Origin of the sequence: Sphingomonas oligophenolica, assembly GCF_039522915.1 — a bacterium.
GTDB classification, from domain to species: domain Bacteria; phylum Pseudomonadota; class Alphaproteobacteria; order Sphingomonadales; family Sphingomonadaceae; genus Sphingomonas; species Sphingomonas oligophenolica.
In genome coordinates, this window is record NZ_BAAAEH010000029.1 from 45148 (window position 1) to 68799 (window position 23652).

Consider the following 23652-nt stretch of genomic DNA (forward strand, 5'->3'; position numbering starts at 1 on the left):
CAGCAACCGAATCGGCATGCTGTGGCCTCAACCGGATCGGATCCCGCCATGCAGCACATCCTTGTGGCGACAGACCTTTCGCCAGGAGCGGCGATCGCCGTCGCACGCGCCTGCCAGATCGGGGCGGGGTGGTGCGCCACCCTTCACCTGCTTCACGTCGTGCCGCGCTCGATGGGAAGCATCGATCGCGCCATGCGCGCTGAAGAGCTGGCTGAGATGGCGCGCGCGCTGGCGCTCAATCATCCCTGCCTCCGCGCGGTGCGCTCGAGCGTTCGACGGGCGCCGACTGCCTCGGCGATCGAGGGCGAGGCACAGGACCTGAGCGCCGACCTGATCATTATCGGTGGCCATCGATCCAGACATGCGCTTGATTCGCTGTTCGGCACCACGGTCGACCATCTTTTGAATAGTCTTTCCCGGCCGCTGCTCGTCGCCCGCAGGGCGGTGCAGGGCCCCTATCAACATGTGCATGTCCTAGGTGCCGGCGCTGGAGGATCCCCGGACGCGTTGGTGCTTGCCGCCCACATCTCGGGCGCCAGGGCAGAGATCGTCCTGTCAGCAGACGGAAGATTCGATGAAGCCGGCGGGCCGGTCAACGGTGACCCGGCCGCCCAACGGGCAACCCGATGTCCACCCGATCTGCTGGTGATCGCGGCGCCAGCGACGCGGGCCGAGACGCTTCGCGGTGCGGCCAGGGAGGATCTGAACGATCCCGCTCAGACAGACTTCCTCGTCTATCCCGCGGCCACGCGCCATCAAGGGGGCGCCCACCCCGGTCCGGGCACATAGCGCGAGAGCAGTGCGCAACCCGCATGACGAAACCTATCGTCACGCTCGCCATTGCTTACGACCGCGATTCAGAGCGAAGGCTGCGCAGCATTTCCTTGCTGGACCGTCTCGAGGCCCTGTTGGAGGATCAGTAAGGAGACGCTGGGTCCTCCAGCGGCGCCTGGTCCGGGAAGTCGCGATCCGGCGGTGTCGGCTCGATCTCGGGCGCATTGGGCATGGGCCGTTCGACTGGCTCCGAAAAAGGCGATTCGGGCGGCGATCGGGGTTCGATCGTGTCAGGCGGGGGCTGGGTTGCCATGATGATACTCCATTGCTCGGTTCTGGCCGCGGCGGTCCCCAACCGGGATACGATCGCGACTCCGAGCGCTCTGTGCCCGACGCCGGACGACGCTCGCCATCCGCAAAGCTACGCAGCGGTTTCGGGAGCGCAGGGCGGGAGTCCTTCTCCGTACCTTTCCTTATTCAGCCGAGGCGGCGCCCCGATCATTCTCTCGGTATGATGACCGATAATATCACCGTCGCACCGCCGCCTTCAGCAAATCCGATCACGGCCAACCAGCCGACGCAGCCCGAGCCGGCGCTGGTCCTGTGGCTCGAGACGGTCGGCAATCGCGATGTCGCGACCGTCGGCGGCAAAAATGCCTCGCTTGGCGAGATGATCGCGGCGCTTCGCCCAAGCGGCGTCCGAATTCCCGATGGCTTCGCCACCACCGCATCCGCCTATCGAGGCTTCGTGGCCACAAACCACATCGAGCCCCGGCTGCGCGCCGCGCTTGAAGCCTATCGCCGCGGCGACGCGGACTTGCCGCGAACCGGCGACGCGATCCGCCGGTTGTTTCTCGAAGCGACGCTGCCCGAGCCATTGGCGGCCGCCGTCCGCGCTGCCTACCACGCGCTGTCGGCACGAACCGGCAAGACCGAACCAGCGGTAGCGGTGCGCTCAAGCGCCACCGCCGAGGACCTCCCCGACGCGAGCTTCGCGGGGCAACAGGAGACCTTTCTCAACATCGTCGGCGAAGCGGCGCTGCTCGATGCCTGCCGCCGCTGCTACGCATCGCTCTTTACCGATCGGGCGATCGCGTATCGCGAGGACAAGGGATTCGACCATCTCGCGGTTGCGCTGTCGATCGGCGTGCAGCCGATGGTGCGGTCCGATCTTTCGGGCTCGGGCGTGATGTTCTCGATCGACCCCGAATCCGGCTTCCCGCGCGTCGTGGCGATCAGCGCCGCCTGGGGGCTGGGCGAGACGGTCGTCCAGGGCTCGGTCGACCCCGATGAATATGTCGTGTTCAAGCCCCTGCTGGGCGACGGCCGGCTGAAGCCGATCCTCGACAAGAGGCTCGGCGCAAAGGCCACCAAGTTGATCTACGCCGCCAGCGGCGAGGCACGCACCAGCCTGGTCGAGACGAGCGACCATGAACGCCGCAGCTTCGTGCTTGAGGACGACGAGATCCTGGAGCTCGCCCGTTGGGCGGTGCTGATCGAGGACCATTATGGCCGCCCGATGGACATGGAATGGGCGCGCGACGGCGAGACCGGCGAGATCTTCATCGTCCAGGCGCGGCCCGAGACGGCCGGTGCCGGACGCAAGGCGTCGCTCAGCCTGTGGCGGTTGACCGGCAAGGGCGTGGCCCTCACGACTGGCGCGGCGGTCGGCGAAGCGATCGCCAGCGGCCCGGCCTGCATCATTCGCGATCCCCGGGATTTGGCACGCTTTCCCGATGGCGCGATCCTCGTCACCGAAATGACCGACCCGGACTGGACGCCGCTGATGCGCCGCGCCGCCGGGATCATCACCGATCATGGCGGCGCGACCAGCCACGCAGCGATCGTCAGCCGCGAGCTCGGCGTTCCGGCGATCGTCGGCACCGGCACCGCGACCGCCGTCCTGAAGAACGGCCAGACGATCACGCTGAGCTGCGCCGAGGGCGATCGCGGGGTTGTCTATGACGGTGCCGTGCCCTTCACTCGGGAGGATGTCGATCTGGCCGCGCTGCCCGAGGCGCGGACCGACCTGATGATCAACCTGGCGACGCCCGGATCGTCGTTCCGCTGGTGGCGGCTTCCAGCCAAGGGCGTCGGCCTTGCCCGCATGGAATTCATCATCAGCGACCTGATCAGGATTCATCCGATGGCGCTGGTCCATCCCGAGCGGGTCACCGATCCCGCCGCGCGGGCCGAGATCGAGGCGCTGACGTGCGGCTACTCGGACAAGACGGAGTATTTCGTCGACACGCTGAGCCGCGGCATCGCCCGGATCGCGGCAGCCTGCCATCCCCATCCCGCAATCGTTCGGCTCAGCGACTTCAAGAGCAACGAATATGCCCATCTGATCGGCGGCGCCGATTTCGAGCCGACCGAGGAAAATCCGATGCTCGGCTTCCGCGGCGCCTCGCGCTATTATCACGAGCGCTATCGCGACGGTTTCGCGCTCGAGTGCAGGGCAATCAGGCGCGTCCGCGAGACGATCGGGATGAGCAACGTAATCGTGATGGTGCCCTTCTGCCGCACCGTCGATGAAGCCGACCGGGTGCTCGCGGAAATGTCCCGTCACGGCCTCGTGCGCGGTGAGGACGGCCTGCAAATCTATATGATGTGCGAGATTCCGGCGAACGTGATCCTCGCCGAGGAATTTGCGAGCCGCTTCGACGGCTTCTCCATCGGTTCCAATGACCTCACCCAGTTGATCCTTGGGGTTGATCGCGACTCCGAGATGCTCGCGCCGCTCTTTGACGAGCGCAACGCCGCCGTCGCCCGCAGCATTCTTGAGGTGATCCACCGCGCGCATGCCAGCGGCATCAAGATCGGCATCTGCGGCCAGGCGCCGAGCAACTATCCCGAATTCGCCGAGCTTCTGGTCCATGCCGGGATTGATTCGATCTCGCTGAACCCGGACAGCTTCGTCGCCACGCTTCGGCATGTGGCAAAGGCCGAGCATGCCGAAATCCCGGCGCCCTGACATGGCCCTTCCCGATACGACCGGAATCGTGACGTTGACGATGAATCCGGCGCTCGATGTCTCGACCCGGACGCCCGAACTCCGGCCGACTGAGAAGTTGCGCTGCGGCGAACCGCGCCACGAGCCCGGCGGTGGCGGCATCAATGTCGCGCGGGTGATCGCCGCCCTGGGCGGAGAGGCGACCGCGCTGTTCCCGTCGGGCGGCCCTGCCGGCCGGATGATCGAGCAGCTTCTCGGAAAGGCCGGGGTGCCCTTCAAGGCGGTGCCGATAGCGGGAGATACGCGGGAAAGCTTCAACGTCGACGAGACGAATACCGGGCGCCAATATCGGTTCATCCTGCCGGGCCCCTGGCTGACGGTGCGCGAGCAGGCGATGCTGTTCGAAACCCTGGCGAAATTTTCCCCGGCGCCGCGCTACATCGTCGCGAGCGGCAGCCTGCCGCCGGGGGTGGAGGGCGATTTCTATTTCCGCCTGGGCAGCATCTGTGGCGCGCTCGGCGCGCGCTTGTTGTTCGATGCCCCGGGCGAAGTGCTCGCCGGGTCGGCAGGCTCCGGCGCCTTGCTGATCAAACCCAATCTTCTCGAGCTGGAAAAGGCCGCCGGCAGGCCCCTCCGGACCCGCCATCAGCGGGTGAACGCGGCCCGGTGCCTGATCGCCGCCGACGTCGCGGAAACCGTGATCGTGTCGAACGGCGCCCGAGGCGTCCTTCTCGTCACCGCCACGGAGGAGGAGATGATATCGGCCCCGCATGTACCCGTCCTCAGCGCGGTCGGCGCCGGCGATAGCATGGTGGGGGCGATGACGCTCGGCCTGTCGCGGGGGATGACGATGCGCGACGCAGTGCGCTACGGCATGGCGGCGGGTGCCGCCACGGTCATGACGCCGGCCGGCATGCTGGCACGCCGCGAGGATACCGAGCGGATCTTCCTCGAGCTATCCGAGGAAGGGAAATCGGATCCCTTGATTCGTCGCATCGAATCGCCGGCTGGCGGAAAGAGCATTCAATCGGCACAGTGCAGCGTGCCTGCCGCCCATGGCGCGCCCGGAGACGCGAATGGCCCATATGCTTGAACTTGAACTGAAGCTCGAGTTCGAACCGGGCGATCGGCCGAGGCTCGAAGCGGCGATCGCCCCCAAGCCCGGCGCGCGGCCCCGGCACCTCGTCACAACCTATTTCGATACGCCGAGCAGGGACCTGCTGAAGGCTGGCTATACGCTGCGCGTACGCCAGAGCGGCAAGCGCCATGTTCAGACGGTGAAGGCAGTTGGCGCCGCCTCAGCGGGCTTGTTCGAGCGCCCGGAATGGGAGCATCCGATTGCAGGCGAGCAGCCTCTGTTCGATGCGCGAAGCGGTCCGATCGTTCGGGCAATGGGCGCGAGAAAGCTCGCCCGGCTCAGGCCCGCCTTCGTGACAGACGTGCGGCGCCGGACGTTCCGGGTCGCCGGTGCGGATAGCGATATGGAAATTGCGGTCGATGTCGGCGAAATCCGGAGCGGCGAGCTTTGCGAGCCGCTCAGCGAAATCGAGTTCGAACATCGCAGCGGATCGATCGGGCAGATGTTCGATCTCGCCCGGCGCCTCAACGAAGTAGTGCCGCTGCGGCTCGGCGTGCGCTCGAAATCCGAGCGCGGCTATTGCCTCGGGGCCGACCCGCATCCCCACGCCTTCAAGGCCGAGCCGCTCTCGCTCGATCGCGACGGCGACGCATGCGATGCCTTTTGCGCCATCGCCCAGGCCTGTATCCGCCATTTCCGCCTGAACGAAGCGGTGCTGTTGCGCTCCGGCGATGTGGAGGCGCTGCACCAGGCGCGTGTAGCACTGCGCCGGCTCCGCTCGGCCTTCTCTATCTGCAAGCCCTTGCTCGGCGATGACGGAAAGCTTGCCCTGCTGAATGCCGAGTTGCGCTGGCTTGCCGCCGAGCTTGGCGAAGTGCGCAATATCGATGTCCTGATCGACCATGTCGACGGCGAAGCCAGGGATATGTTGCGCGAGATACGGGACCGGGCCTTTGCGCGTGCGCAGGCGGAGCTTGCCTCAGCGCGGACCCGCCTCCTCATGATCGATCTGGCTGAGTGGCTGGCGGTCGGCGCCTGGCGAACGACCGCGGGTGACTGCGATCTGATGCGCTTCGCCGGCGCGCGCCTCGACCGCCTGAGGAAGCGACTCGACCATGATGGGAAGGGCCTCGCTGCGCTTGACGCCCCGCAGCGCCACAAGGTCCGGATCGAAGCGAAGAAGCTGCGATACGCGGCGGAATTCTTCGCCTCGCTCTATGTCTCGGACAAGGCCCGACAGCGGCGGCGGCGGTTCGTCGCGAGGCTCGAGAAACTTCAGACCTTTCTGGGCACGTTGAACGACCGTGTCGTCGGCCCCGAGCTTGCGGTACGGCACGGGATCGAGATCCCGCCTGCGAAAAAGAGCAGGCGGCTGCGGGCCAGCGCAGAGCAAGCCCATGCCTCACTGATGCGCGCCCGCCCCTTCTGGTGAGGCGAAGCCGACCTTCCTAATGCGCGAGGAAGATCGGGATCGTGCACTCATGCAGCATGCGCTTCGTCACACCGCCGAGCGCGGCTTCGGCGAACCGGCTGTGCCCAAAGCCGCCCATGACGAGATAAGCGGGCTTCTTCTCGTCGATCGTGTCCAGGATGATCGTACTCGGCAGATCGAAGGTTGCACGCTCCTGACGGACCGCAGCGTGAATGCCGTGACGTGAAAGATAGGTGGCAGCCTCCGTCGCCGGCAGGCGCAGCGACCCATCATCGATTTCAAGCAAGGTCACGGTAGCGGCAAGGCGCAGCAAGGGGGTCGCGGCGCGAAGTGCCGCATCGACCTGCGGCGATCCATCCCAGGCGATCAGTGCGTGTCCATAGACATCGAAACCGCGCGTATCCCGCGGCACGGCGACAATGGGCCTGCCGGCGCGGATCAGGACTTCGCCGACCAGTCCGTACATGTCGGGGCTGCTCGTGTCATCAAGGTCGCGATTGAGCACGATCACGTCCGCCAGCCCCGCTGCGTCCAGAACCGTCTGCTCAAGATAACCGCATTGCTCGATCCAGTCGAAGGGCACATCCTCCGCCTGAATGCGCGGCTCCAGGCGCGCACGGTTGCTGACCTCCGCACGCCGTTCGTCTGCTGCGAGGATTGCGGCAGCGCCGATGACGTCGCCGGCGAACACCGACATCACGGCGATATCGAGGCAAGTGAGATGACCATCCAGGGCACGCGTGATGTCGAGCGCTGCCTGAATGCGTGCTTCCTGGCCCGGATCGTCGTGCACCAGTACGAGAATATTCTTCATGATCACCTCCAGAGCGAACCGACTGGCGACCTTTGGTACAGCCGTTTCTCGGCCGGTATTCGCAATATACCGGAGGGCGCGGCCGCCGTTGGCAGGGGGCGGACCGGACGGGTCAGGGGCACCTTCGCGGCAGTGACGCGGGTGCTTGAGTGGCCCATTTTCGCGTACAGCGCCAGCGGGCCGAGTGAGGCTCAAAGGCGCCTGATGCCGGTTGGCGCCGCGGAGATGCGCGTCTCCAATGATCAGGTCAGGATGAATGCGTATTGGGTCACACCGTCTGCCGCAATACAAGCAAGGCCACGCGGCAATTGGCTGAGGCGATGCGGCATGAAGCTGGATCGGGTAAGATTTTGACGGATCAAGCGAGAGCGCGCCAACTGGTATCGCCTGGCCCTGCCCGCCCCGGCGGCGTCGGCGTTCGCGAGGTGCTGGGTATTCCGATCGCCGGAAGCTCGCAGCATGCGGATGTGAGGGCACTTCTTCTGGGAACGCGTATCGACACGCGCAATCTGCCTCGGTTCGTCGAACTTGAGGACCTCAGATTGTCCGGAATCGGCGCAGCCTTCGTCTTTCGCTATGGCGTGCTCGTGCTGTTCGGTGCCTCGGCGGCGCTGGAGCAGGAGTTGGTCGCTGAACTGATGGACCATGTGATCGAGCCGGCGTCATCGCCCGAGCTCGAGACGGCGTGGATCGAGATACGCGCCGACAGCGACGAGAACGTCAGTGCGGACGGCCGCATCCGGCTACGAGAAGCCACCCCGGAACGGCTCTTGCTGACCGCAACGGTGCTGGCCCGCAGCGTGGTGCTGGCGCGAGACGAAAGCCGCATCGCCGAAACTTTCGATCGCATCGAACCACTGGTGAACGATCTTCGAACGCACGGGCGCGCACGCCTGCCGATCAAGCGGGTCATGCAACATATTGGCGACGTTCTTGCCACCCACCATCGCGTCGTGGGCCGCGCGCAAATCGGCGAAAAACCCGATCTCCTGTGGGATCACCCGGAGCTCGACCGCCTCTATGGCCGCCTCGAAGCCGAGTTCGAACTGGGCGACCGGGCACGCGCGATCGAGCGCAAGGCGGAAGTAATCGGCGACACAGCCGATGTTCTTCTCAATCTGGTGCTGGACAAGCGTTCCTATCGGCTCGAAATATCGGTCGTCCTTTTGATTGCCTTCGAGATCGTCGTGAGCCTTATCGGCTTCCGATACTGATGCGCCGCTGATTGAGCCAACCGACAACGATAAAATGCCTGCCGATTGTGAGTCGGCCTTCCTCGGCACATGGATATGAGCCGGCACGGAGCGTCCTTCCGCGTGACGGCGGGGCGGCTCACCCGACCGTCAATCGAGCAGCGTCCGCGGCCTGCGCCACGGAGGCGACGCCACGGCGGCTGCGTATAATTCCGGATGCACCGGTCCAGCCTCCGGAAATAGAATGAGGGCGGACCACAACGAGGTCCGAACCATATGGGAGACGGCAAGATGACCATATTGGCGTGTCCCGCTCGCGGGAATGTTTAATCGTCCTGCGGAATTCTCCCGAGGCAATATCGCGACCTCAGGCGATGACTCGCCATTCTTGTCGCGCATTGCCTTGATCGGCAATTTCCTGCCGCGCCTGTGCGGCATCGCGACCTTCACCACTCATGTGTTCGAGGCACTGCGCGCCGAGCATCCGCGCACCGCGGTCGACGTCTATGCGATGGTCGATCCGGGCCGTCGTTACGCATTCCCGAGCACGGTCACCGCAACGATCGATCAGGAGGATCGCGCGAGCTATCGCGCCGCCGCCAGCAGCATCGAGGCAAGTGGTGCCCGGATCATTTGGGTCCAGCACGAATATGGCATCTTCGGCGGGCCCGCCGGCGACTATCTGCTCGACCTGCTCGACGACGTTTCCGCGCCCGTGGCGCTCACCCTGCACACCGTGCTCGAGGCGCCCAACGCGGACCAGCGCCGCGTGCTCGAACGGCTCATTGCCCGGGCCTCGCTCCTGATCGTGATGGCCGAGCGCGCCCGTGCGACGCTGCAGCATGTCTATGGCGCGCCGCTGGCCAAGATCGCGCTGATCGAGCATGGCGTGCCCGACCGCGACTATGTCGAGCCGTCGGCCGCGCGCCATCGCTTCGGCATGGATGACCGCAAGACGATCCTCACCTTCGGGTTGCTCTCGCCCGACAAGGGGATCGAGACGATGATCCGGGCGATGCCCCATATCCTCGAGCGATGCCCTGAAGCGCAATACCACATCGTCGGCGCAACGCATCCGCACCTTATCGCGCACGAAGGCGAACGGTACCGCGAGTCGCTGCAGGCGCTCGCGCGCGAACTCGGCGTCGAGGCCCATCTGCGCTGGGAGAATCGCTTTCTCGACGAGGACGAACTGCTCGACCGCATCTCGGCCGCCGACGTCTATGTGACACCCTATCTCAATCCGCAGCAGATCACGTCGGGAACGCTGTCCTACGCCGCCGCGCTGGGAAAGCCGGTCGTTGCCACGCCCTATGTCCATGCAACCGAGTTGCTCGCGCATGGCCGCGGCCTGCTCGTGGATTTCGACGATAGCGCGGCGATGGCCGATGCGGTCGGCGATCTGCTTGTCGATGATGGTTTGCGTGCCGCGCTGGCGGCGCGCGTGTATGCCCATGGCCGGACCATGAGCTGGGCACGACTGGCGAACCGCGCCATGGCGCGTTTCGACACGCTGGCCCAGGCCCGCCCCGCACCCGGGAGCGCCGGCGCACGCGCCGTGCAATTTTGGCCCGAGCCGGTCGCGATGGAAAGTTGCGCGTGAATCCGGTCGTGCTGGAAGGGCATCACACCTTCATCATGTCCGACGACGCGCTATGGGCTTGACCGCCGAGAAGGCCGCGCCGGCGTTTCTCGCACGGTGAGCACCGCCTTGCGGCGGCGCGGCGACGCGGCGACGCGGCGACGCGACGGCTAAGTAGACTTCCCGATAGGAGCGCTTCGGCCGGCACCATAGCGTTGCTGCGACCGGCAGCACGACAGCTTTGCCTGATGTTGACGCATGGAAGCATCCGCCCATCCCCCGGACGGACTCCACCGGTCCATTGTCGATGGAGAAATTGCGATGAATGACCTTGCATCTTCTGCCGCGAAGACCCGCCCTACCCCCGTCGAGGCGCCGCTCGGCTGGTTGCGCACCGAGATCGACCGGCTGTTCGACGATTTCGGACGGCCTGCGCGCAGCATCTTCAATTTCGGCGCGAGCGCGCTTGCGCCGATCCCTGCGCTCGACATGAGCGAGGGTGACAAGGAATACCGGCTGACTCTCGAACTCCCCGGCATCAAGGAGGACGAAGTCGAGATCGCCGTCGCCGAGGGTGTGCTCACCGTTTCGGGCGAAAAGCGCGAGGAGGAGGAGCACAAGGACAAAGGCTATCTGATCAGTGAGCGTCGCTACGGCGGGTTCCGCCGTCAAGTGTCGCTTCCCACCGATGTCGATCCGGCCGCGATCAAGGCCGAATTCAAGAAGGGCGTGCTGACCATCGCGCTGCCCAAGGATGCTGATGCGGGCGCGCGAGCCCGCAAGATTCCGATCAGCCAGGGCTGATCGCGCAATGGTGCCTCCCGCTCCACCCTGGACAGCTGGTGCGGGAGGCGCCCCCGTAAACGGGGTTACGAACCTCCCTTTGCTGTTGCGCCCCGAGCCCGCCCGGGTTGTGCTCCGGCCTTTCGTTCCCGCGGAGAACGGGTTCGCGTCAAAGGAAGCGGCATCATCCCGCGTCGAGCATATCCTCGACCGAGTCCTTGCGCTGAGCAATGCCGAGTTGAAGGCGGAACTCGATCGCGTCCTGACCGCGCTCGCCGACCGTCACCGCGACGTTGCACGCATTCTCGAGCGGCGTTTCTACGACATGGCCGATCGCTTCGTCGCCGGCCGTGCCGTCAGTGCGGACCAGGCGCTTCTCGTCGGATCCTATTTTGCGGAGGAATATTCCTTCGAGGCAGCCGCGCTCTTCAACCCCAGTATCGTGCCGCACCCGGATCAATCGGGCATTGCGCCAGGCGCCGTCCGCTTCGTGCTGTCGCTGCGCGGCACCGGCGAAGGCGCCGTCTCGTCAATCACGTTCCGCACCGGCACGTTCAGCGCGGACGGCGCGCTGACGATCGCACCGCCGAGCCGGTGGGCAGTTTCCCCGCAGATCGAGAAAATCCCCGGCGGCGCGCCCGATGATCCCGGCGTTCGGCTTTTCTATGGCGAGCATGAGGACCTGTCGCAGGTCGTCATCTTTCCGGTAACCTTTCGTCAGCGCCACGGCATCGAGGATCTGCGGCTGGTCCGATTCACCGACGATAACGGTCACGTCACCTACCTTGGCACCTACACGGCGTTCAGCGGCGAGGCGATCCGCCAGGAGCTGCTGCGGACAAGCGATTTCGTGACCTTCGAACTGAACGCACTGCGCGGCACGCGTAGCGCCACCAAGGGCATGGCGCTTTTCCCGCGTCGGATCGACGGCCATTTTGCGATGCTCGGGCGGCACGACCATGAGAATATCTGGCTGCTCAAATCGAGCGATCTCTACAACTGGGATAGCGGCTCCATCATCATCACGCCGCGCTGGCCCTGGGAGTTCATGCAGATGGGCAATTGCGGCTCGCCCATCGAAATCGACGAGGGCTGGCTTTTCATCACCCATGGCGTCGGGCCGATCCGGAATTACTGCCTCGGCGCGTGCCTGCTCGACAAGCGCGACCCCGCGAAGGTGATCGCGCGATCGCGCCAACCACTGTTCCGGCCGGGCCCCGAGATGCGCGACGGCTCCGTCCCCAATGTCACCTATAGTTGCGGCGCGCTGGTTGTCGGGCGCACGCTGCTACTGCCCTATGGCGTGGCCGATTCCTTCACCGCCTTTGCGAGCGTGGCGCTTGATCAGCTCCTGCGGACGATGGAGTAGCGGCCGCGAGGCGTGGCTCGCACCACCGCCTTGGGTCGCGCCGTCGACCACGCCCGGTCACCGCGCATCCACCCGGGTCATTGCGAGCGCAGCGAGCGCCATCACCGCGGCGGCAAACGCCATCGTCCAGATCGGATCGTGTGGAAACCATGCTTTCATGATCGAGCCCATCACCGTGGCCACCAGCAATTGGGGAACGACAACAAAAACATTGAACAATCCCATATAGATACCGAGCTTGCGCTGCGGCAAACTTGAGGCGAGAATGGCATAGGGCATGGCGAGGATCGAGGCCCAGGCAATGCCGATGCCGATCTCGCTGAAGCGCAGCAGAGCAGGATCGCGGAGGAAGAAGATGCTGGCATAGCCGGCCGCCCCACACAGCAGCCCGACGATATGGGTATAGCTCTTGCCGATCCGCGCCGACAGCCACGGCAACAGCGTAAGCGCGGCGATCGCCGCCACGCCGTTGTAGATCGCGAACAGCTCGTCGACATGGTTGGCCGCCGCCTGATAGGTCGCGCTCGCCGCGTCGGTCGTGCCAAATGCATATTGCGCGACGACCGGCGTGGTGTTGATCCACATGATGAACAGCGCCGACCAGCTGAAGAACTGCACCAGCGCCAGGCGCTTCATCAGCGGCGGCATCCCCGAAAAATCGCCGACGATATGGCCCAGGATCGAGGCCTTGCCGCCGCGCTTCGCAGCCCTGATCGCAACGATGCTTGCCACGCCGTACGCGATCAGCAGGCCGCCGAGCAGATAGACTTCCTTTTTGAGCCCGATCGCCTCGACTGCCAGGACGACAAGCGCACCCGCGCCGATCCACACCAGGCTGCCAATCACGCTGCGCTGTGCGAGCACGCGCAATGTCTCGTCATGATCGCCGCCATTGTCGACGCCGTCGAAGCCGGCCATCTGCTCGGGCGAATATTCGCGCGTCGTCAGCACCGTCCACAACACCGACAGGAAGAGCGCCGCGCCACCGAACCAGAAGGCGAAACGCACCGTGTCGGGAACCACCCCTGGCGGGGCGGTATTGGCCACGCCGAAATGATCGAGCAGCTTGGGAAAGATCGATCCGACCACCGCGCCGGCACCGATAAAGGCAGTCTGCACGGCATAGCCGGCGCTGTGCTGGTCCTTGCGCAACATGTCGCCGACAAAGGCACGGAACGGCTCCATCGAGATGTTGAGCGAGGCGTCGAGCAACCACAGCATCACCGCGGCGAACAGCAATTGCGGCGCGAGCGGCATGACGAACAGCGCCAGCGTCGCAAGGAGCGCGCCGGTCAGGAAATAGGGCCGCCGCCGGCCGAGCCGGCCGAACCAGGTGCGGTCGGACAGATGGCCGATGATCGGCTGGACCAGGAGCCCGGTCAGCGGCGCCGCGACCCACAGCGCAGGCAGGTCGTCGAGACTGCTCCCGAGCGTCTGGAAGATACGGCTCATATTGGCGTTCTGCAGCGCGAAGCCGACCTGGATTCCGAAGAATCCGAACGAGATATTCCACAGTCCGGCAAGAGACTGGCGCGGCCGTTCGGTCATCGATCCCCTCGTGTTTTGTCCTCACGCGCGAGGGTGGCAGCGCAATTTCGGTCCCGCAAGCCGGGGAATCAGCCAAGGAATCAGGTCGTGCCGCGCACCACCAGGCGGGGGGGCAGCAGCGCCGTTTCGGTCGTCTCGCCCCGGATTCGCGCGAGCAACGTATCGACCAGCAATTCGCCGGCGCGGCGATAATCCTGGGCAACGGTGGTCAGTGGCGGGTGCGCCAGGCTCGCCGCCGGCAGGTCGTCGAAACCGACCACGGCGACATCATGGGGCACGGCCAGCCCGCTTTCCTCCAGCGCACGCATCGCGCCGATCGCGATCAGGTCGCTGGCGGCGAAGATCGCGTCGAACGGGATGCCGCGCCCGATCAGCCGCAGCGCCGCGTCATGCCCGGCCGCCTCGGTGGTGATCGCATCGACCTGCAGGCCGAGATCGGGCCGAATGCCTTCAGCCGCGAGCGCCGCGGTGAGCCCACGATAGCGATCCTCGAACTCGGGATAATGGCTGGACGCCTCGCCGAGAAAGGCGATCCGGCGCCGCCCCAGGCCGAGCAGGTGGCGCCCGGCATCCCCACCGCCGCGCAGATTGTCGCAGCCGATCGTCGTCTCGGGCCGGCCGGCGCGGACCGAGCCCCAGCGCACGAAATGCGTGCCTTGCTTGGCCAGCTGGTCGAGCCGCGCGCGATAGTCCTCGTAATCGCCATAGCCGAGCAAAATGATGCCATCGGCCTTGCGGCTGTCCTCGTAATCGACATGCCAGTCGTTGGAGAGCTGCTGGAACGAGGTGAGCAAATCGTAGCCGCGCAGCGCGCAGGTTCGCGTGATGGACCCGAGCATGGACAGGAAGAACGGGTTGATCAGCGAATCGTCGGGCGTCGGATCCTCAAAGAACAGCAGCGCCAGGGTGTTCGATTGGCCACGTCGGAGCGACGAGGCATTCTTGTCGACGGTGTAGTTGAGCTGGCGCGCGATCGCCTCGATGCGCTTGCGCGTTCCCTCGCTCACCGTCCGATCGCCGCGCAGCGCGCGGCTCACGGTCGGCTGGGATACGCCAGCCAATGCGGCGATATCGAAACTGGTCGGTTTGTCCTGCACCGACATGCCGGGCGATCACCCTCCATCCAAACAGGTGGGACCTTTGCGGCCTTGATCCTAAGTGCCTAGCCCTGTTGGGCGCCGGGGGGAAGCTACCCCTTGGGACGGGGTTGGCGTAGTCAGGGCGCGTTATGGCGAGCGAAGGAACGAGGATAGCGATGACCGCGACGACGACCAACTGGCGCCTGCAGGTCGAGCGGTTCGGCAACGAGCAGCAGCCGGTCGTGGTGATCGATGGCTTCGCGCCTGACCCGTGCCGCTTCACCGACGACGCAGCCTTTCTGTCGTTTCGGCCGATCGGCGAGCATTATCCCGGCATACGCGCGGTGGTCGCGCCGGTGATGCTCCGCGACCTGCTCCAGGCGCTTTCGCCGGTCATCGCCGATATTTTCGGCCTCGCGCCGTTCGAGGTGATCGATGCCTTCTACTCGCTGGTGACCACGCCGGCGTCTGCGCTGGCGCCGATCCAGCGCCTGCCACATTTCGACGGGGTCGAGGACGGGCGGCTGGCGCTGCTCCACTATCTCTCGCCGGACCCACGCGGCGGCACTGCCTTCTACCGCCACCGCGCCACCGGTTTCGAGAGCATCGATGCGGCCCGGCTCTGTACCTATCGCGCCGCGCTCGATGCCGATCTGCGTCGAACCGGCCTGCCCGGCCCCGCCTATATCGCGGGTGACACCCCGCTGTTCGAACAGATTGCGCGCTTCGACGCGGTGTTCAACCGCGCGATCCTCTATCGCAGCACCACGCTGCACTGTGCCGATATTCCCGAGGACATGGCGCTCAGCGCCGACCCCTCGACCGGTCGGCTGACCGTCAACACCTTTCTCGGCCCGCGCTAGCGCCGCAAAATTGCCGCGCCGGCTCCGGCGCCGGATGAACGCCATGTGAATACGTATGTGCCTTGCTTCCCACGGCACCGCCTCGGCGCCTAATCGACAGGCAGATCGATCGCCACGAGCGAGCGGCGGCTGCGCATCAGCGCAAGGGGAGGATTTGAATGAAGGTTTCTCATGACAATGGTCGTTTCTCGGCGCGAACCCGCCTTGCGGTGCGCGCCAGCGCCATCGCGCTGAGCGCAGTCGCGTCGCTGGTCGGCGCCGAAGCTGCTCTGGCGCAGGACGCCCCGGCGGCTACCCCCGCCGCCGATGACGGCGGGCAGGACGTCGTCGTCACCGGTATCCGCGCCTCCCTCGCCTCGTCGGCGCGGATCAAGCGCGAATCGACGTTGATCGTCGATTCGGTCTCAGCCGAGGATATCGGCAAGCTGCCCGACGTGTCGATCGCCGACTCGCTCGCGCGCCTCCCCGGCGTGACCGCGCAGCGGCTCGAAGGCCGCGACCAGCGCCTCTCGATTCGTGGTCTGGGCCCCGATTTCGGCACCACATTGCTCAACGGCCGCGAGCAGGTCACTGTCGGGGACAATCGCGGCGTCGAGTACGACCAGTATCCGTCGGAGTTCTTCAAGAACGTCAATGTCTACAAGACCGCCGATGCCTCGCTGATCGCTTCGGGCATCTCGGGCACGGTCGATCTGCGTATGCTGCGTCCGCTCGATCAGGCGAACCGCGTGCTGGTCATCTCGGCGCGCGGTGAGATGAATGGTCTCAAGGCGCTCAACCCGGACTCGTCGCGCTACGGCTATCGCGCCTCGGCGACCTATGTCGACAAGTTCGCCAACGACACGTTCGGCGTCGCGATCGGCGTTTCGGCGAGCCAGAATCCCTCGCAGGACGAGCGCTACAATGCATGGGGCTATGCCGGCAGCGGAACCGCGGCCAACCCCTATGTGCTGGGTGGCGCCAAGCCCTATGTCCAGTCGAACATACTCAAGCGCTATGGTGCGGTCGCCACGCTCGAATGGCAGCCGAGCGACAATTTCCATTCGACCTTCGACGCGCTCTATTCGCACTTCCGCGAAACGCAGAAGCTGCGCGGCATCGAATTTCCGCTTGGCTTTTCCTACGCCGCGAGCGGCGTGCAGCAGACCGGCGGCTTCGCCACCTCGACCACCTTCACCGGCGTCCACGGCATCCAGCGCAACGATCTCAACGATCGCAAGGCAGACAATTATTCGTTCGGCTGGAACAACGATATCCGCCTGGGCGACAAGCTGAGGCTCAACGTCGACGCCAGCTGGTCGCGCGCGACGCGCACCGACTTCCTGCTCGAAAACTATACCGGCACCGGTTATGGCGGCAGCGGCCCGGGCGACACGATCCATGTGACTCAGCTGGCCAATGGCATCTACAGCATCGTGCCGACGCTGGATTACACCAATACCAGCATCTTCAAGATCACAGACCCGCAGGGTTGGGGCTATAACGGTACGCAACCGGTGGTCCAGGCCGGCTTCCTCAACCAGCCCAGCTTCAAGGACGATCTCAAGTCGCTGCGCGCGACGCTGAACGGCGACATCGACGCCGGCGTTCTCAAGAGCTGGGAGGTGGGCGGCAATTTCAGCCGGCGTGAGAAGACCAGCGCCTACGCGTCCTACTTCCTCTGTCCGAAGGGCGGCGGGACCAATTGCACCGTTGCGAGCGGCACCCCGACATCCGAGGCGATCCCGGCCGGCGCCATCCTCGGGACCAATGTCCCGCTCGGCTATCTCGGCGTGCCGGCGGTGCTCGCGCTGGACCCCATGTATCTCTACAACAACGCCTATAACAGCTATTACGACAACCGCCCCAGCTCGCTGGTCCGCGACAACACCGTCTCCGAGAGCGTCTGGACCGGCTATGCCAAGCTCAACATCGACGGGGAGGTCGGGGGCCGCGCGTTGAAGGCCAGTATCGGTACGCAGTTCATCCACACCGAGCAAAGCTCGACGGGGCAAATCGCCAGCGTCAGCCCGGCCGGGGTCGTGACGATTGCGCCGGCCTATCAGAAAGTAACCTATAACCGCGTGCTGCCGTCGGCGACCTTCTCGCTCGAACTGATCCCCAACGGCTATGTGAAGCTCGGCGCATCGCAGACCATGGTCCGCCCGCGGATGGACCAGGAGCGGGTAACTCAGGACGTCGCCATCAACATCGGCAACATCGCCCCCAACAACACCAACCCGGCATTGAACCCGGTGTTCAGCTCGACCGGCGGCAACGTCCAGCTGCGGCCCTATGAATCGACCAATATCGACGTGTCGATCGAGAAATATTTCCGGGGCGGCGGCTATTTCGCGATCGCGGGCTATTTCAAGCACCTCACCGACTATGTCGACCCGGGCAACAGCTACGCCTATGATTTCTCCCCGCTGTTGGGCGCGTTGACGCCGGCGCAACAAGCGATCGTCACCGCCAATCACCTGACCACCGGTCCGGTCACCGCGCCCGCCAATACCGGTCGCGGCTATATGCTCGGCACCGAGGTGACGTTGTCGCTGCCGTTCAAGGCGTTTTCGAGCGCGCTTGACGGTTTCGGCTTCTTCGGCAGCGGCAGCTATTCGGATAGCTCCATCAAGCTGGCCAGCAATCCGACCCAGGCCCTTACGCTGCCGGGCCTGTCCAAATATGTCGCGAGCGGCGAGCTCTATTACGAAAAGCACGGCTTCCAGATTCGCGGCAGCTATCGCTACCGCTCGACTTTCCTCGGCGAGGTCGCCGGCCTGTCTGCTGCCCCGACCTATCGTCAGGTCGTGGCCGAGGGCATTCTCGATGCGCAGATCGGGTATGAATTCCAGGATGGACTGCTCAAGGGCCTGGCGATCCTGGCACAGGCCAAGAACCTCACCGACCGGCCCTTCATCACCTATCAAAACAATGATCGCCGCCAGGTCATCGATTATCAGCGCTACGGCCGCGATTATTATCTCGGCCTGACCTACAAGTTCTGACGGCCCCCCGTCTCACTCGGCGCCGCCGGCATGACCATTGCCGGCGGCCCTTTTCTTTACCCGCCCCGCGGGTCGATACAGGGCTCACATGACGACCGAGAGAGGATGCGCGTGACCGAACAGCCCGACCCGGTCACGATCGTGATTGCCGGCGGCGGCAGCGCCGGCTGGATGACGGCGGCGGCGCTCGACCGCTTTCTCGAGACCGGCTATCGCATCCGCCTGATCGAATCCGAGGAGATCGGCACGGTCGGGGTCGGTGAATCGACGATCCCGCAGATCCGCCTGTTCAACGAGGCGCTCGGTCTCGACGAGGACGCCTTCGTCCGCGCGACCCAGGCGACCTTCAAGCTCGGCATCGAGTTCGACGGCTGGTCGCGCCCCGGCGCGCGCTACATGCACGCCTTCGGGGCCGTCGGTCGCGATGTCGGACTGATCGCCTTCCAGCATTACTGGCTGCGCGCGCGCCGGCTGGGCCTCGCCAAAAGCCTCGACCATTATGCGCTCAACGAGGTCGCGGCGCGCGCCGACAAGATGCACCGCGGTGCTCCGCTGACGGGCCCGGCCGTCCCGCCTGTGCCCTATGCCTTCCAGTTCGATGCCGGCCTCTACGCAGCCTATCTGCGCCGCTTCGCCGAGTTGCGCGGCGTCGAGCGCACCGAGGGCAAGATTGTCGAGGTCATCCGCGACGGCAAGAGCGGCGATGTCGCCGCTCTGCTGCTTGAGTCCGGGGAGCGCGTTGCTGGCGACATCTTCATCGACTGCACCGGCTTTCGCGGTCTGCTGATCGAGCAGACGCTGGAGAGCGGCTTCGAGGACTGGTCGCACTGGCTGGCCTGCGATCGCGCGCTGGTCGTGCCCAGCGCCGGTACGGGCCCGCTCACGCCCTATACACGCGCCCGCGCGCTGACGGCGGGCTGGCAATGGCGCATTCCGCTGCAGCACCGGGTCGGCAATGGCCATGTCTATTCGAGCAGCCACCTCAGCGATGACGAAGCGACGGCCTTGCTGCTCGCCAATCTCGATAGCGAACCGCTCGCTGACCCGCGTCCGCTGCGCTTCAAGGCCGGCAAGCGCAGGCGCGCCTGGGAGCGCAACGTCATCGCCATCGGCCTGTCGAGCGGCTTTCTCGAACCGCTCGAATCGACCAGCATCCACATGATCCAGTCGGCTGTCTCGCGGCTGCTCAAGCTCCTGCCCGGCCGCCATGTCGCGGCCGCCGACCGCGACGAATATAACCGCCAGACCGATTTCGAGATCGAACGGATCCGCGACTTCCTGATCCTGCATTACCAGGCCAATCAGCGCGACGAGCCCTTCTGGCAGGAGTGCCGGGCGATGGAATTGCCCGACACGCTGGCGCGCAAGATCGCGCTGTTCCGGGCCAATGGCAATATCGTGCGCGAGCATGAGGAGCTCTTCACCGAGGTCGGCTGGTTGCAGGTACTGATCGGCCAGGGCGTGGTCCCGCACGGCTATCACCCGCTCGCCGACCAGATCGAGCGCGGCGACCTTGGCGAGTTCATGGAGACGATCGAATTGCTCTACGCCCGCGAGGCCGGCCGGATGACGAGCCATGTCGACTTCATCGCCCGGCACTGTGCGGCGCCGAGATGAGCTGTCGCCTGAATACGTATGTCAGTGGGTTGGCTTCGCGCGGCGGCGATTTCAAGAGGCGGTCAAACATATGGTGCACGGTCATGATCGCGCGCCGGGAGAGGGTGGGATGAGCCGTTCGATGCGCCTTGGCGCCCTTGCCCTGCTGGTCGCGGCAACCCTGCCGCTCCCCGCGCCCGCACAGACCACGCCGGCCGCCAATTTCCGCGAGCGCCTGCCGCAGGACGAGGTGATCTATTTCCTGCTGCCCGATCGCTTCGACAACGGCGATCCGTCGAACGACCGCGGCGGGCTGACCGGTGACCGGCTGAAGACCGGCTATGACCCGACCGCCAAGGGTTTCTATCATGGCGGCGACCTCAAGGGCCTGATCCGCCGGCTCGGCTATATCCAGGATCTTGGCGCTACCGCGATCTGGGTTGGGCCGATCTTCAAGAACAAGCCGGTGCAAGGAGCGCGCGGCCAGGAATCCGCCGGCTATCACGGCTATTGGATCACTGATTTCACCCGGGTCGACCCGCATCTCGGCAGCAATGCGGATTTCAAGGCGCTGGTCGATGCGGCGCATGCGCGCGGGATGAAGGTCTATATGGATATCATCGCCAACCACACCGCCGACGTGATCCAGTATCGCGAATGCGGGCCTGGTAGCGCCTGCCCCTATCGTTCGATCGCCGACTATCCCTTCCAGCGCCGCGGCGGCCCGGCGGGCGCTGCGATCAATCCGGGCTTTCTCGGCGAGGATGTGCAGACGCCCGAGAATTTCGCCCGGCTGACTGATCCGACCTACGCCTATACGCCCTATGTCCCCCCGGCCGAGGCGAACATCAAGGTGCCGGCATGGCTCAACGACGTGCGCTGGTACCATAATCGCGGCAACACGACCTATTATGGCGAGAGCGCGACACTGGGCGATTTTGCCGGGCTGGACGATCTCGACACCGAGAATCCGCGCGTCGTGCAGGGCATGATCGCGATCTTCGGCGACTGGATCGACCGCTTTGGCGTCGACGGCTTCCGCATCGACACGGCGCGCCACGTCAATCCGGAATTCTGGGCGCAGTTCGTCCCCGCCATGCGCGACCGGGCGAAAGCGAGGGGCATTCCCAACTTCCATATCTTCGGCGAAGTCGCCTATGAATCGCTTGATGTGGGCCTGCTCGCGCGCGCCACGATCGTCGACAAGCTCCCGGCAGTGCTCGATTTCGCCTTCCGCCAGGCAGTGCTCGAGGCCGTCACCGGACAACAGGAATTCGGCGCCTGGGACAGACTGGTGCTCGGCGACGCGCTCTACGCGCATGGCTTCGACACAGCGGTCACCCTCCCGACCTTCGTCTCGAACCATGATGCCGGCCGGCTCGGCTTCTACATTCGCAAGGCCTTCCCGGGAGCGAGCGACGACGAGGTCCTGAAGCGCGAGATGCTCGCCAATGCGATGCTGCTGACATGGCGCGGCGTGCCGACGATCTATTCGGGCGACGAGCAGGGCTTCGCCGGTGATGGCGGCGACCAGGACGCGCGCGAGGACATGTTCGCCAGCAAGGTTGCGGTCTATAATGACGACACGCTGATCGGCAGCGACACGACCACCGCCACGGCGCATTTCGGGGAGGACCATCCGCTGTTCAAACAGATCGCGGCGCTCGCCCGGCTGCGCCTGTCGCACCCCGCGCTGACCCGAGGCCGGCTCGTGCTGCGCGCGCGCGACGACAAGCCCGGCCTGGTCGCCGTCTCGCGCTTCGATCCGGCAAGCGGCAAGGAAATGCTCCTCGTCTTCAACACATCGGCCGAACCACTGACGCGGCAGGTCAAGGTCGAGCCCGGCTCGACCGCGTTCACCACGCTGGCCGGTCATTGCGCAGCGAGTGCCAGCGCGCCGGGCAGCGTCACCGTCACGCTGGGCGCTTTCGACTATGCAGTCTGCGAGGCGCACCAATGACCGACACCGTCCGGGTGCCCCTTCCCGCCTCCGATCTCACGACCGACCGCGTCTGGTGGCGCGGTGCCGCGATCTACCAGATCTATCCGCGCAGCTTCGCTGATTCGAACGGCGACGGCATCGGCGATCTCGCCGGAATCACGGCGCATCTCGATTATGTCGCGTCGCTCGGCGTGGACGGCATCTGGTTGTCGCCCTTCTTCACCTCGCCGATGGCCGATTTCGGCTACGACGTGGCCGATTATTGCGATGTCGACCCGATCTTCGGGACGCTTGCCGATTTCGACGCACTGGTGGCGCGCGCCCATGCGCTCGGACTGCGCGTGATCATCGATCAGGTCTATTCGCACACCTCGGACGAGCATCCCTGGTTCAGCGAGAGCCGGTCAAGCCGCGGCAACGCCAGGGCCGACTGGTATGTCTGGGCCGACGCGAAGGCCGATGGCAGCCCGCCCAACAACTGGCAGTCGGTGTTCGGCGGCCCGGCCTGGACATGGGATGCGCGGCGCCGGCAATATTATATGCACAACTTCCTCAGCGCCCAACCGCAGCTGCACGTGCACCTGCCCGAAGTGCAGCAGGCGTTGCTCGATACCGCGCGCTTCTGGCTCGAGCGCGGGGTCGACGGCTTCCGCATCGACGCCATCAACTTCGCGATGCATGACCCCGAACTGCGCGACAATCCGCCCGCGCCCGAAACCAATGGCGTGCGCACCCGGCCCTTCGATTTCCAGCAGCACATCCACAACCAGAGCCACCCCGACATCCCGGGCTTCCTCGAGCGGCTGCGCGCCCTGGTCGACCAATATGGCGCGCGCTTCACCGTCGCCGAAGTCGGCGGCGAGGCGCCCGAGCGCGAGATGCATGCTTTCACCGCGAAAGGGCGCCGGCTCAACTCAGCCTATGGCTTCAACTTCCTCTATGCAGACCGGCTGACCCCGGCGCTGGTGCGCGAGGCGGTCGAGCAATGGCCTGACGCGCCGGGTACGGGCTGGCCGAGCTGGGCGTTCGAGAATCACGACGCACCCCGCGCTCTGTCGCGCTGGGTGACGCCAGAGCATCGCGGAACCTTCGCCGCGCTCAAGATGCTGCTGCTGGTTTGCCTGCGCGGCAACATCTTCCTCTATCAGGGGGAGGAGCTCGGCCTGACCCAGGTCGACATCCCGTTCGACCGGCTGCGGGATCCCGAGGCAATCGCCAACTGGCCACTGACGCTGAGTCGCGACGGCGCGCGCACGCCGATGCCCTGGTCCGCCGGCGCGCCGCATCTCGGGTTTTCGATCGTCGAGCCATGGCTGCCGACCGGCCCCGATCACGCAGCGCTGGCGGTCGACCAGCAGGAGAGCGACAGCACCTCGATGCTCGCACTGACCCGCCGCCTTCTCGCCTTCCGCAACGCCAGCGCGGCGCTGCTGACCGGCGAGATCCGCGTCATCGAGGCGTCCGACACTTTGCTCGCGTTCGAGCGCATCGCCGCCGATCAACGGCTGCTGTGCGTTTTCAACTTCGGGGAAGCGCCACGCGACTGGGCGCCCGACCAGCGCGACGCGTGGCGGATGGTCGAACAGGTCGGGGACGTGACCGACTGGCATTTCGCGCCGTTCGCGGCGCTGGTCGCCGAACCTGGCGCATAAGGAGCAC

At 65.4% G+C, this 23652-nt stretch carries 17 protein-coding genes; 13 read left to right on the forward strand and 4 right to left on the reverse strand.

Going from position 1 to position 23652, the window contains the following annotated elements:
* Window positions 1–48 precede the first annotated feature (48 nt).
* Window positions 49–789: a universal stress protein gene (locus tag ABD050_RS14540; RefSeq protein WP_343890133.1), complete on the forward strand. Its 741-nt coding sequence runs from the start codon at window positions 49–51 to the stop codon at window positions 787–789.
* 127 nt (window positions 790–916) lie between these two features.
* On the opposite strand, the gene ABD050_RS14545 is transcribed toward ABD050_RS14540, so the two are convergent.
* A complete protein-coding gene (locus ABD050_RS14545) occupies window positions 917–1087 on the reverse strand; it encodes a hypothetical protein (protein WP_343890134.1) in 171 nt (56 codons plus the stop codon).
* Window positions 1088–1285: 198 nt separating this feature from the next.
* Here ABD050_RS14545 and ppsA point away from each other — a divergent pair, with 198 nt between their 5' ends.
* The 3 genes from ppsA to ABD050_RS14560 are packed head-to-tail and all read left to right on the forward strand — an operon-like array spanning window position 1286 to window position 6237.
* Window positions 1286–3748 carry a phosphoenolpyruvate synthase gene (ppsA, locus tag ABD050_RS14550; RefSeq protein ID WP_425542462.1) on the forward strand — a complete coding sequence of 821 codons (2463 nt, stop codon included), beginning with the start codon at window positions 1286–1288 and terminating at the stop codon, window positions 3746–3748.
* Window position 3749: 1 nt separating this feature from the next.
* On the forward strand, window positions 3750–4820 hold the full coding sequence (locus tag ABD050_RS14555; protein ID WP_343890137.1) for a 1-phosphofructokinase family hexose kinase: 1071 nt from the start codon (window positions 3750–3752) through the stop codon (window positions 4818–4820).
* Entirely contained in the window at window positions 4804–6237 is a 1434-nt protein-coding gene (locus ABD050_RS14560; protein WP_343890138.1) for a CYTH and CHAD domain-containing protein, read from the forward strand. The genes ABD050_RS14555 and ABD050_RS14560 overlap by 17 nt, the downstream gene beginning before the upstream one ends.
* 16 nt (window positions 6238–6253) lie before the next feature.
* Here the strand turns inward: ABD050_RS14560 and ABD050_RS14565 are convergent, their stop codons facing one another.
* Window positions 6254–7051, reverse strand: a complete 798-nt coding sequence (locus tag ABD050_RS14565; protein ID WP_343890139.1) for a universal stress protein — start codon at window positions 7049–7051, stop codon at window positions 6254–6256.
* 263 nt (window positions 7052–7314) lie between these two features.
* Between ABD050_RS14565 and ABD050_RS14570 the strand changes: the two genes are divergently transcribed.
* The 4 genes from ABD050_RS14570 (at window position 7315) to ABD050_RS14585 (ending at window position 11978) form a co-directional block, all read left to right on the forward strand.
* Window positions 7315–8265, forward strand: coding sequence for an RMD1 family protein (locus ABD050_RS14570; RefSeq protein ID WP_343890140.1), 951 nt, complete (start codon window positions 7315–7317; stop codon window positions 8263–8265).
* A gap of 367 nt (window positions 8266–8632) precedes the next feature.
* Window positions 8633–9847: a glycosyltransferase family 4 protein gene (locus ABD050_RS14575; RefSeq protein WP_343890141.1), complete on the forward strand. Its 1215-nt coding sequence runs from the start codon at window positions 8633–8635 to the stop codon at window positions 9845–9847.
* Between the two features lie 300 nt (window positions 9848–10147).
* On the forward strand, window positions 10148–10630 hold the full coding sequence (locus ABD050_RS14580) for an Hsp20/alpha crystallin family protein (protein WP_343890142.1): 483 nt from the start codon (window positions 10148–10150) through the stop codon (window positions 10628–10630).
* A 109-nt stretch (window positions 10631–10739) separates the two neighbouring features.
* A complete protein-coding gene (locus ABD050_RS14585) occupies window positions 10740–11978 on the forward strand; it encodes a glycoside hydrolase family 130 protein (RefSeq protein WP_343890143.1) in 1239 nt (412 codons plus the stop codon).
* A gap of 57 nt (window positions 11979–12035) precedes the next feature.
* Here ABD050_RS14585 and ABD050_RS14590 read toward each other — a convergent pair whose 3' ends face one another.
* Together ABD050_RS14590 and ABD050_RS14595 are read right to left on the reverse strand one after the other, a co-directional pair.
* Complete coding sequence (locus tag ABD050_RS14590; protein WP_343890144.1) at window positions 12036–13526, reverse strand: MFS transporter; 1491 nt, start codon at window positions 13524–13526, stop codon at window positions 12036–12038.
* An 80-nt stretch (window positions 13527–13606) separates the two neighbouring features.
* Window positions 13607–14629, reverse strand: a complete 1023-nt coding sequence (locus tag ABD050_RS14595; RefSeq protein ID WP_343890145.1) for a LacI family DNA-binding transcriptional regulator — start codon at window positions 14627–14629, stop codon at window positions 13607–13609.
* Window positions 14630–14781: 152 nt separating this feature from the next.
* Between ABD050_RS14595 and ABD050_RS14600 the strand changes: the two genes are divergently transcribed.
* The 5 genes from ABD050_RS14600 (at window position 14782) to ABD050_RS14620 (ending at window position 23645) form a co-directional block, all read left to right on the forward strand.
* The gene (locus ABD050_RS14600) at window positions 14782–15468 is read left to right on the forward strand and encodes a DUF6445 family protein (RefSeq protein WP_343890147.1); all 687 of its coding nucleotides are present in this window, start codon (window positions 14782–14784) and stop codon (window positions 15466–15468) included.
* Window positions 15469–15626: 158 nt separating this feature from the next.
* On the forward strand, window positions 15627–18455 hold the full coding sequence (locus ABD050_RS14605) for a TonB-dependent receptor (RefSeq protein WP_343890148.1): 2829 nt from the start codon (window positions 15627–15629) through the stop codon (window positions 18453–18455).
* A gap of 105 nt (window positions 18456–18560) precedes the next feature.
* Complete coding sequence (locus ABD050_RS14610; protein WP_425542463.1) at window positions 18561–20072, forward strand: tryptophan halogenase family protein; 1512 nt, start codon at window positions 18561–18563, stop codon at window positions 20070–20072.
* A 109-nt stretch (window positions 20073–20181) separates the two neighbouring features.
* Window positions 20182–22011 (forward strand): alpha-amylase family glycosyl hydrolase, encoded by a 1830-nt coding sequence (locus ABD050_RS14615; protein WP_343890150.1) that lies wholly within the window; start codon window positions 20182–20184, stop codon window positions 22009–22011.
* Window positions 22008–23645 carry an alpha-glucosidase gene (locus ABD050_RS14620; RefSeq protein ID WP_343890151.1) on the forward strand — a complete coding sequence of 546 codons (1638 nt, stop codon included), beginning with the start codon at window positions 22008–22010 and terminating at the stop codon, window positions 23643–23645. Before ABD050_RS14615 ends, ABD050_RS14620 begins: the two co-directional genes overlap by 4 nt.
* Window positions 23646–23652: the final 7 nt, after the last annotated feature.

Bases quoted from the DNA above. Each gene is read 5' to 3' on its own strand.
- ABD050_RS14540 (WP_343890133.1), top strand. From the start codon at position 49: ATGCAGCACATCCTTGTGGCGACAGACCTTTCGCCAGGAGCGGCGATC.
- ABD050_RS14545 (WP_343890134.1), bottom strand. From the start codon at position 1,087: ATGGCAACCCAGCCCCCGCCTGACACGATCGAACCCCGATCGCCGCCC.
- ppsA (WP_425542462.1), top strand. From the start codon at position 1,286: ATGATGACCGATAATATCACCGTCGCACCGCCGCCTTCAGCAAATCCG.
- ABD050_RS14555 (WP_343890137.1), top strand. From the start codon at position 3,750: ATGGCCCTTCCCGATACGACCGGAATCGTGACGTTGACGATGAATCCG.
- ABD050_RS14560 (WP_343890138.1), top strand. From the start codon at position 4,804: ATGGCCCATATGCTTGAACTTGAACTGAAGCTCGAGTTCGAACCGGGC.
- ABD050_RS14565 (WP_343890139.1), bottom strand. From the start codon at position 7,051: ATGAAGAATATTCTCGTACTGGTGCACGACGATCCGGGCCAGGAAGCA.
- ABD050_RS14580 (WP_343890142.1), top strand. From the start codon at position 10,148: ATGAATGACCTTGCATCTTCTGCCGCGAAGACCCGCCCTACCCCCGTC.
- ABD050_RS14590 (WP_343890144.1), bottom strand. From the start codon at position 13,526: ATGACCGAACGGCCGCGCCAGTCTCTTGCCGGACTGTGGAATATCTCG.
- ABD050_RS14595 (WP_343890145.1), bottom strand. From the start codon at position 14,629: ATGTCGGTGCAGGACAAACCGACCAGTTTCGATATCGCCGCATTGGCT.
- ABD050_RS14600 (WP_343890147.1), top strand. From the start codon at position 14,782: ATGACCGCGACGACGACCAACTGGCGCCTGCAGGTCGAGCGGTTCGGC.
- ABD050_RS14605 (WP_343890148.1), top strand. From the start codon at position 15,627: ATGAAGGTTTCTCATGACAATGGTCGTTTCTCGGCGCGAACCCGCCTT.
- ABD050_RS14610 (WP_425542463.1), top strand. From the start codon at position 18,561: ATGCGCGTGACCGAACAGCCCGACCCGGTCACGATCGTGATTGCCGGC.
- ABD050_RS14615 (WP_343890150.1), top strand. From the start codon at position 20,182: ATGAGCCGTTCGATGCGCCTTGGCGCCCTTGCCCTGCTGGTCGCGGCA.
- ABD050_RS14620 (WP_343890151.1), top strand. From the start codon at position 22,008: ATGACCGACACCGTCCGGGTGCCCCTTCCCGCCTCCGATCTCACGACC.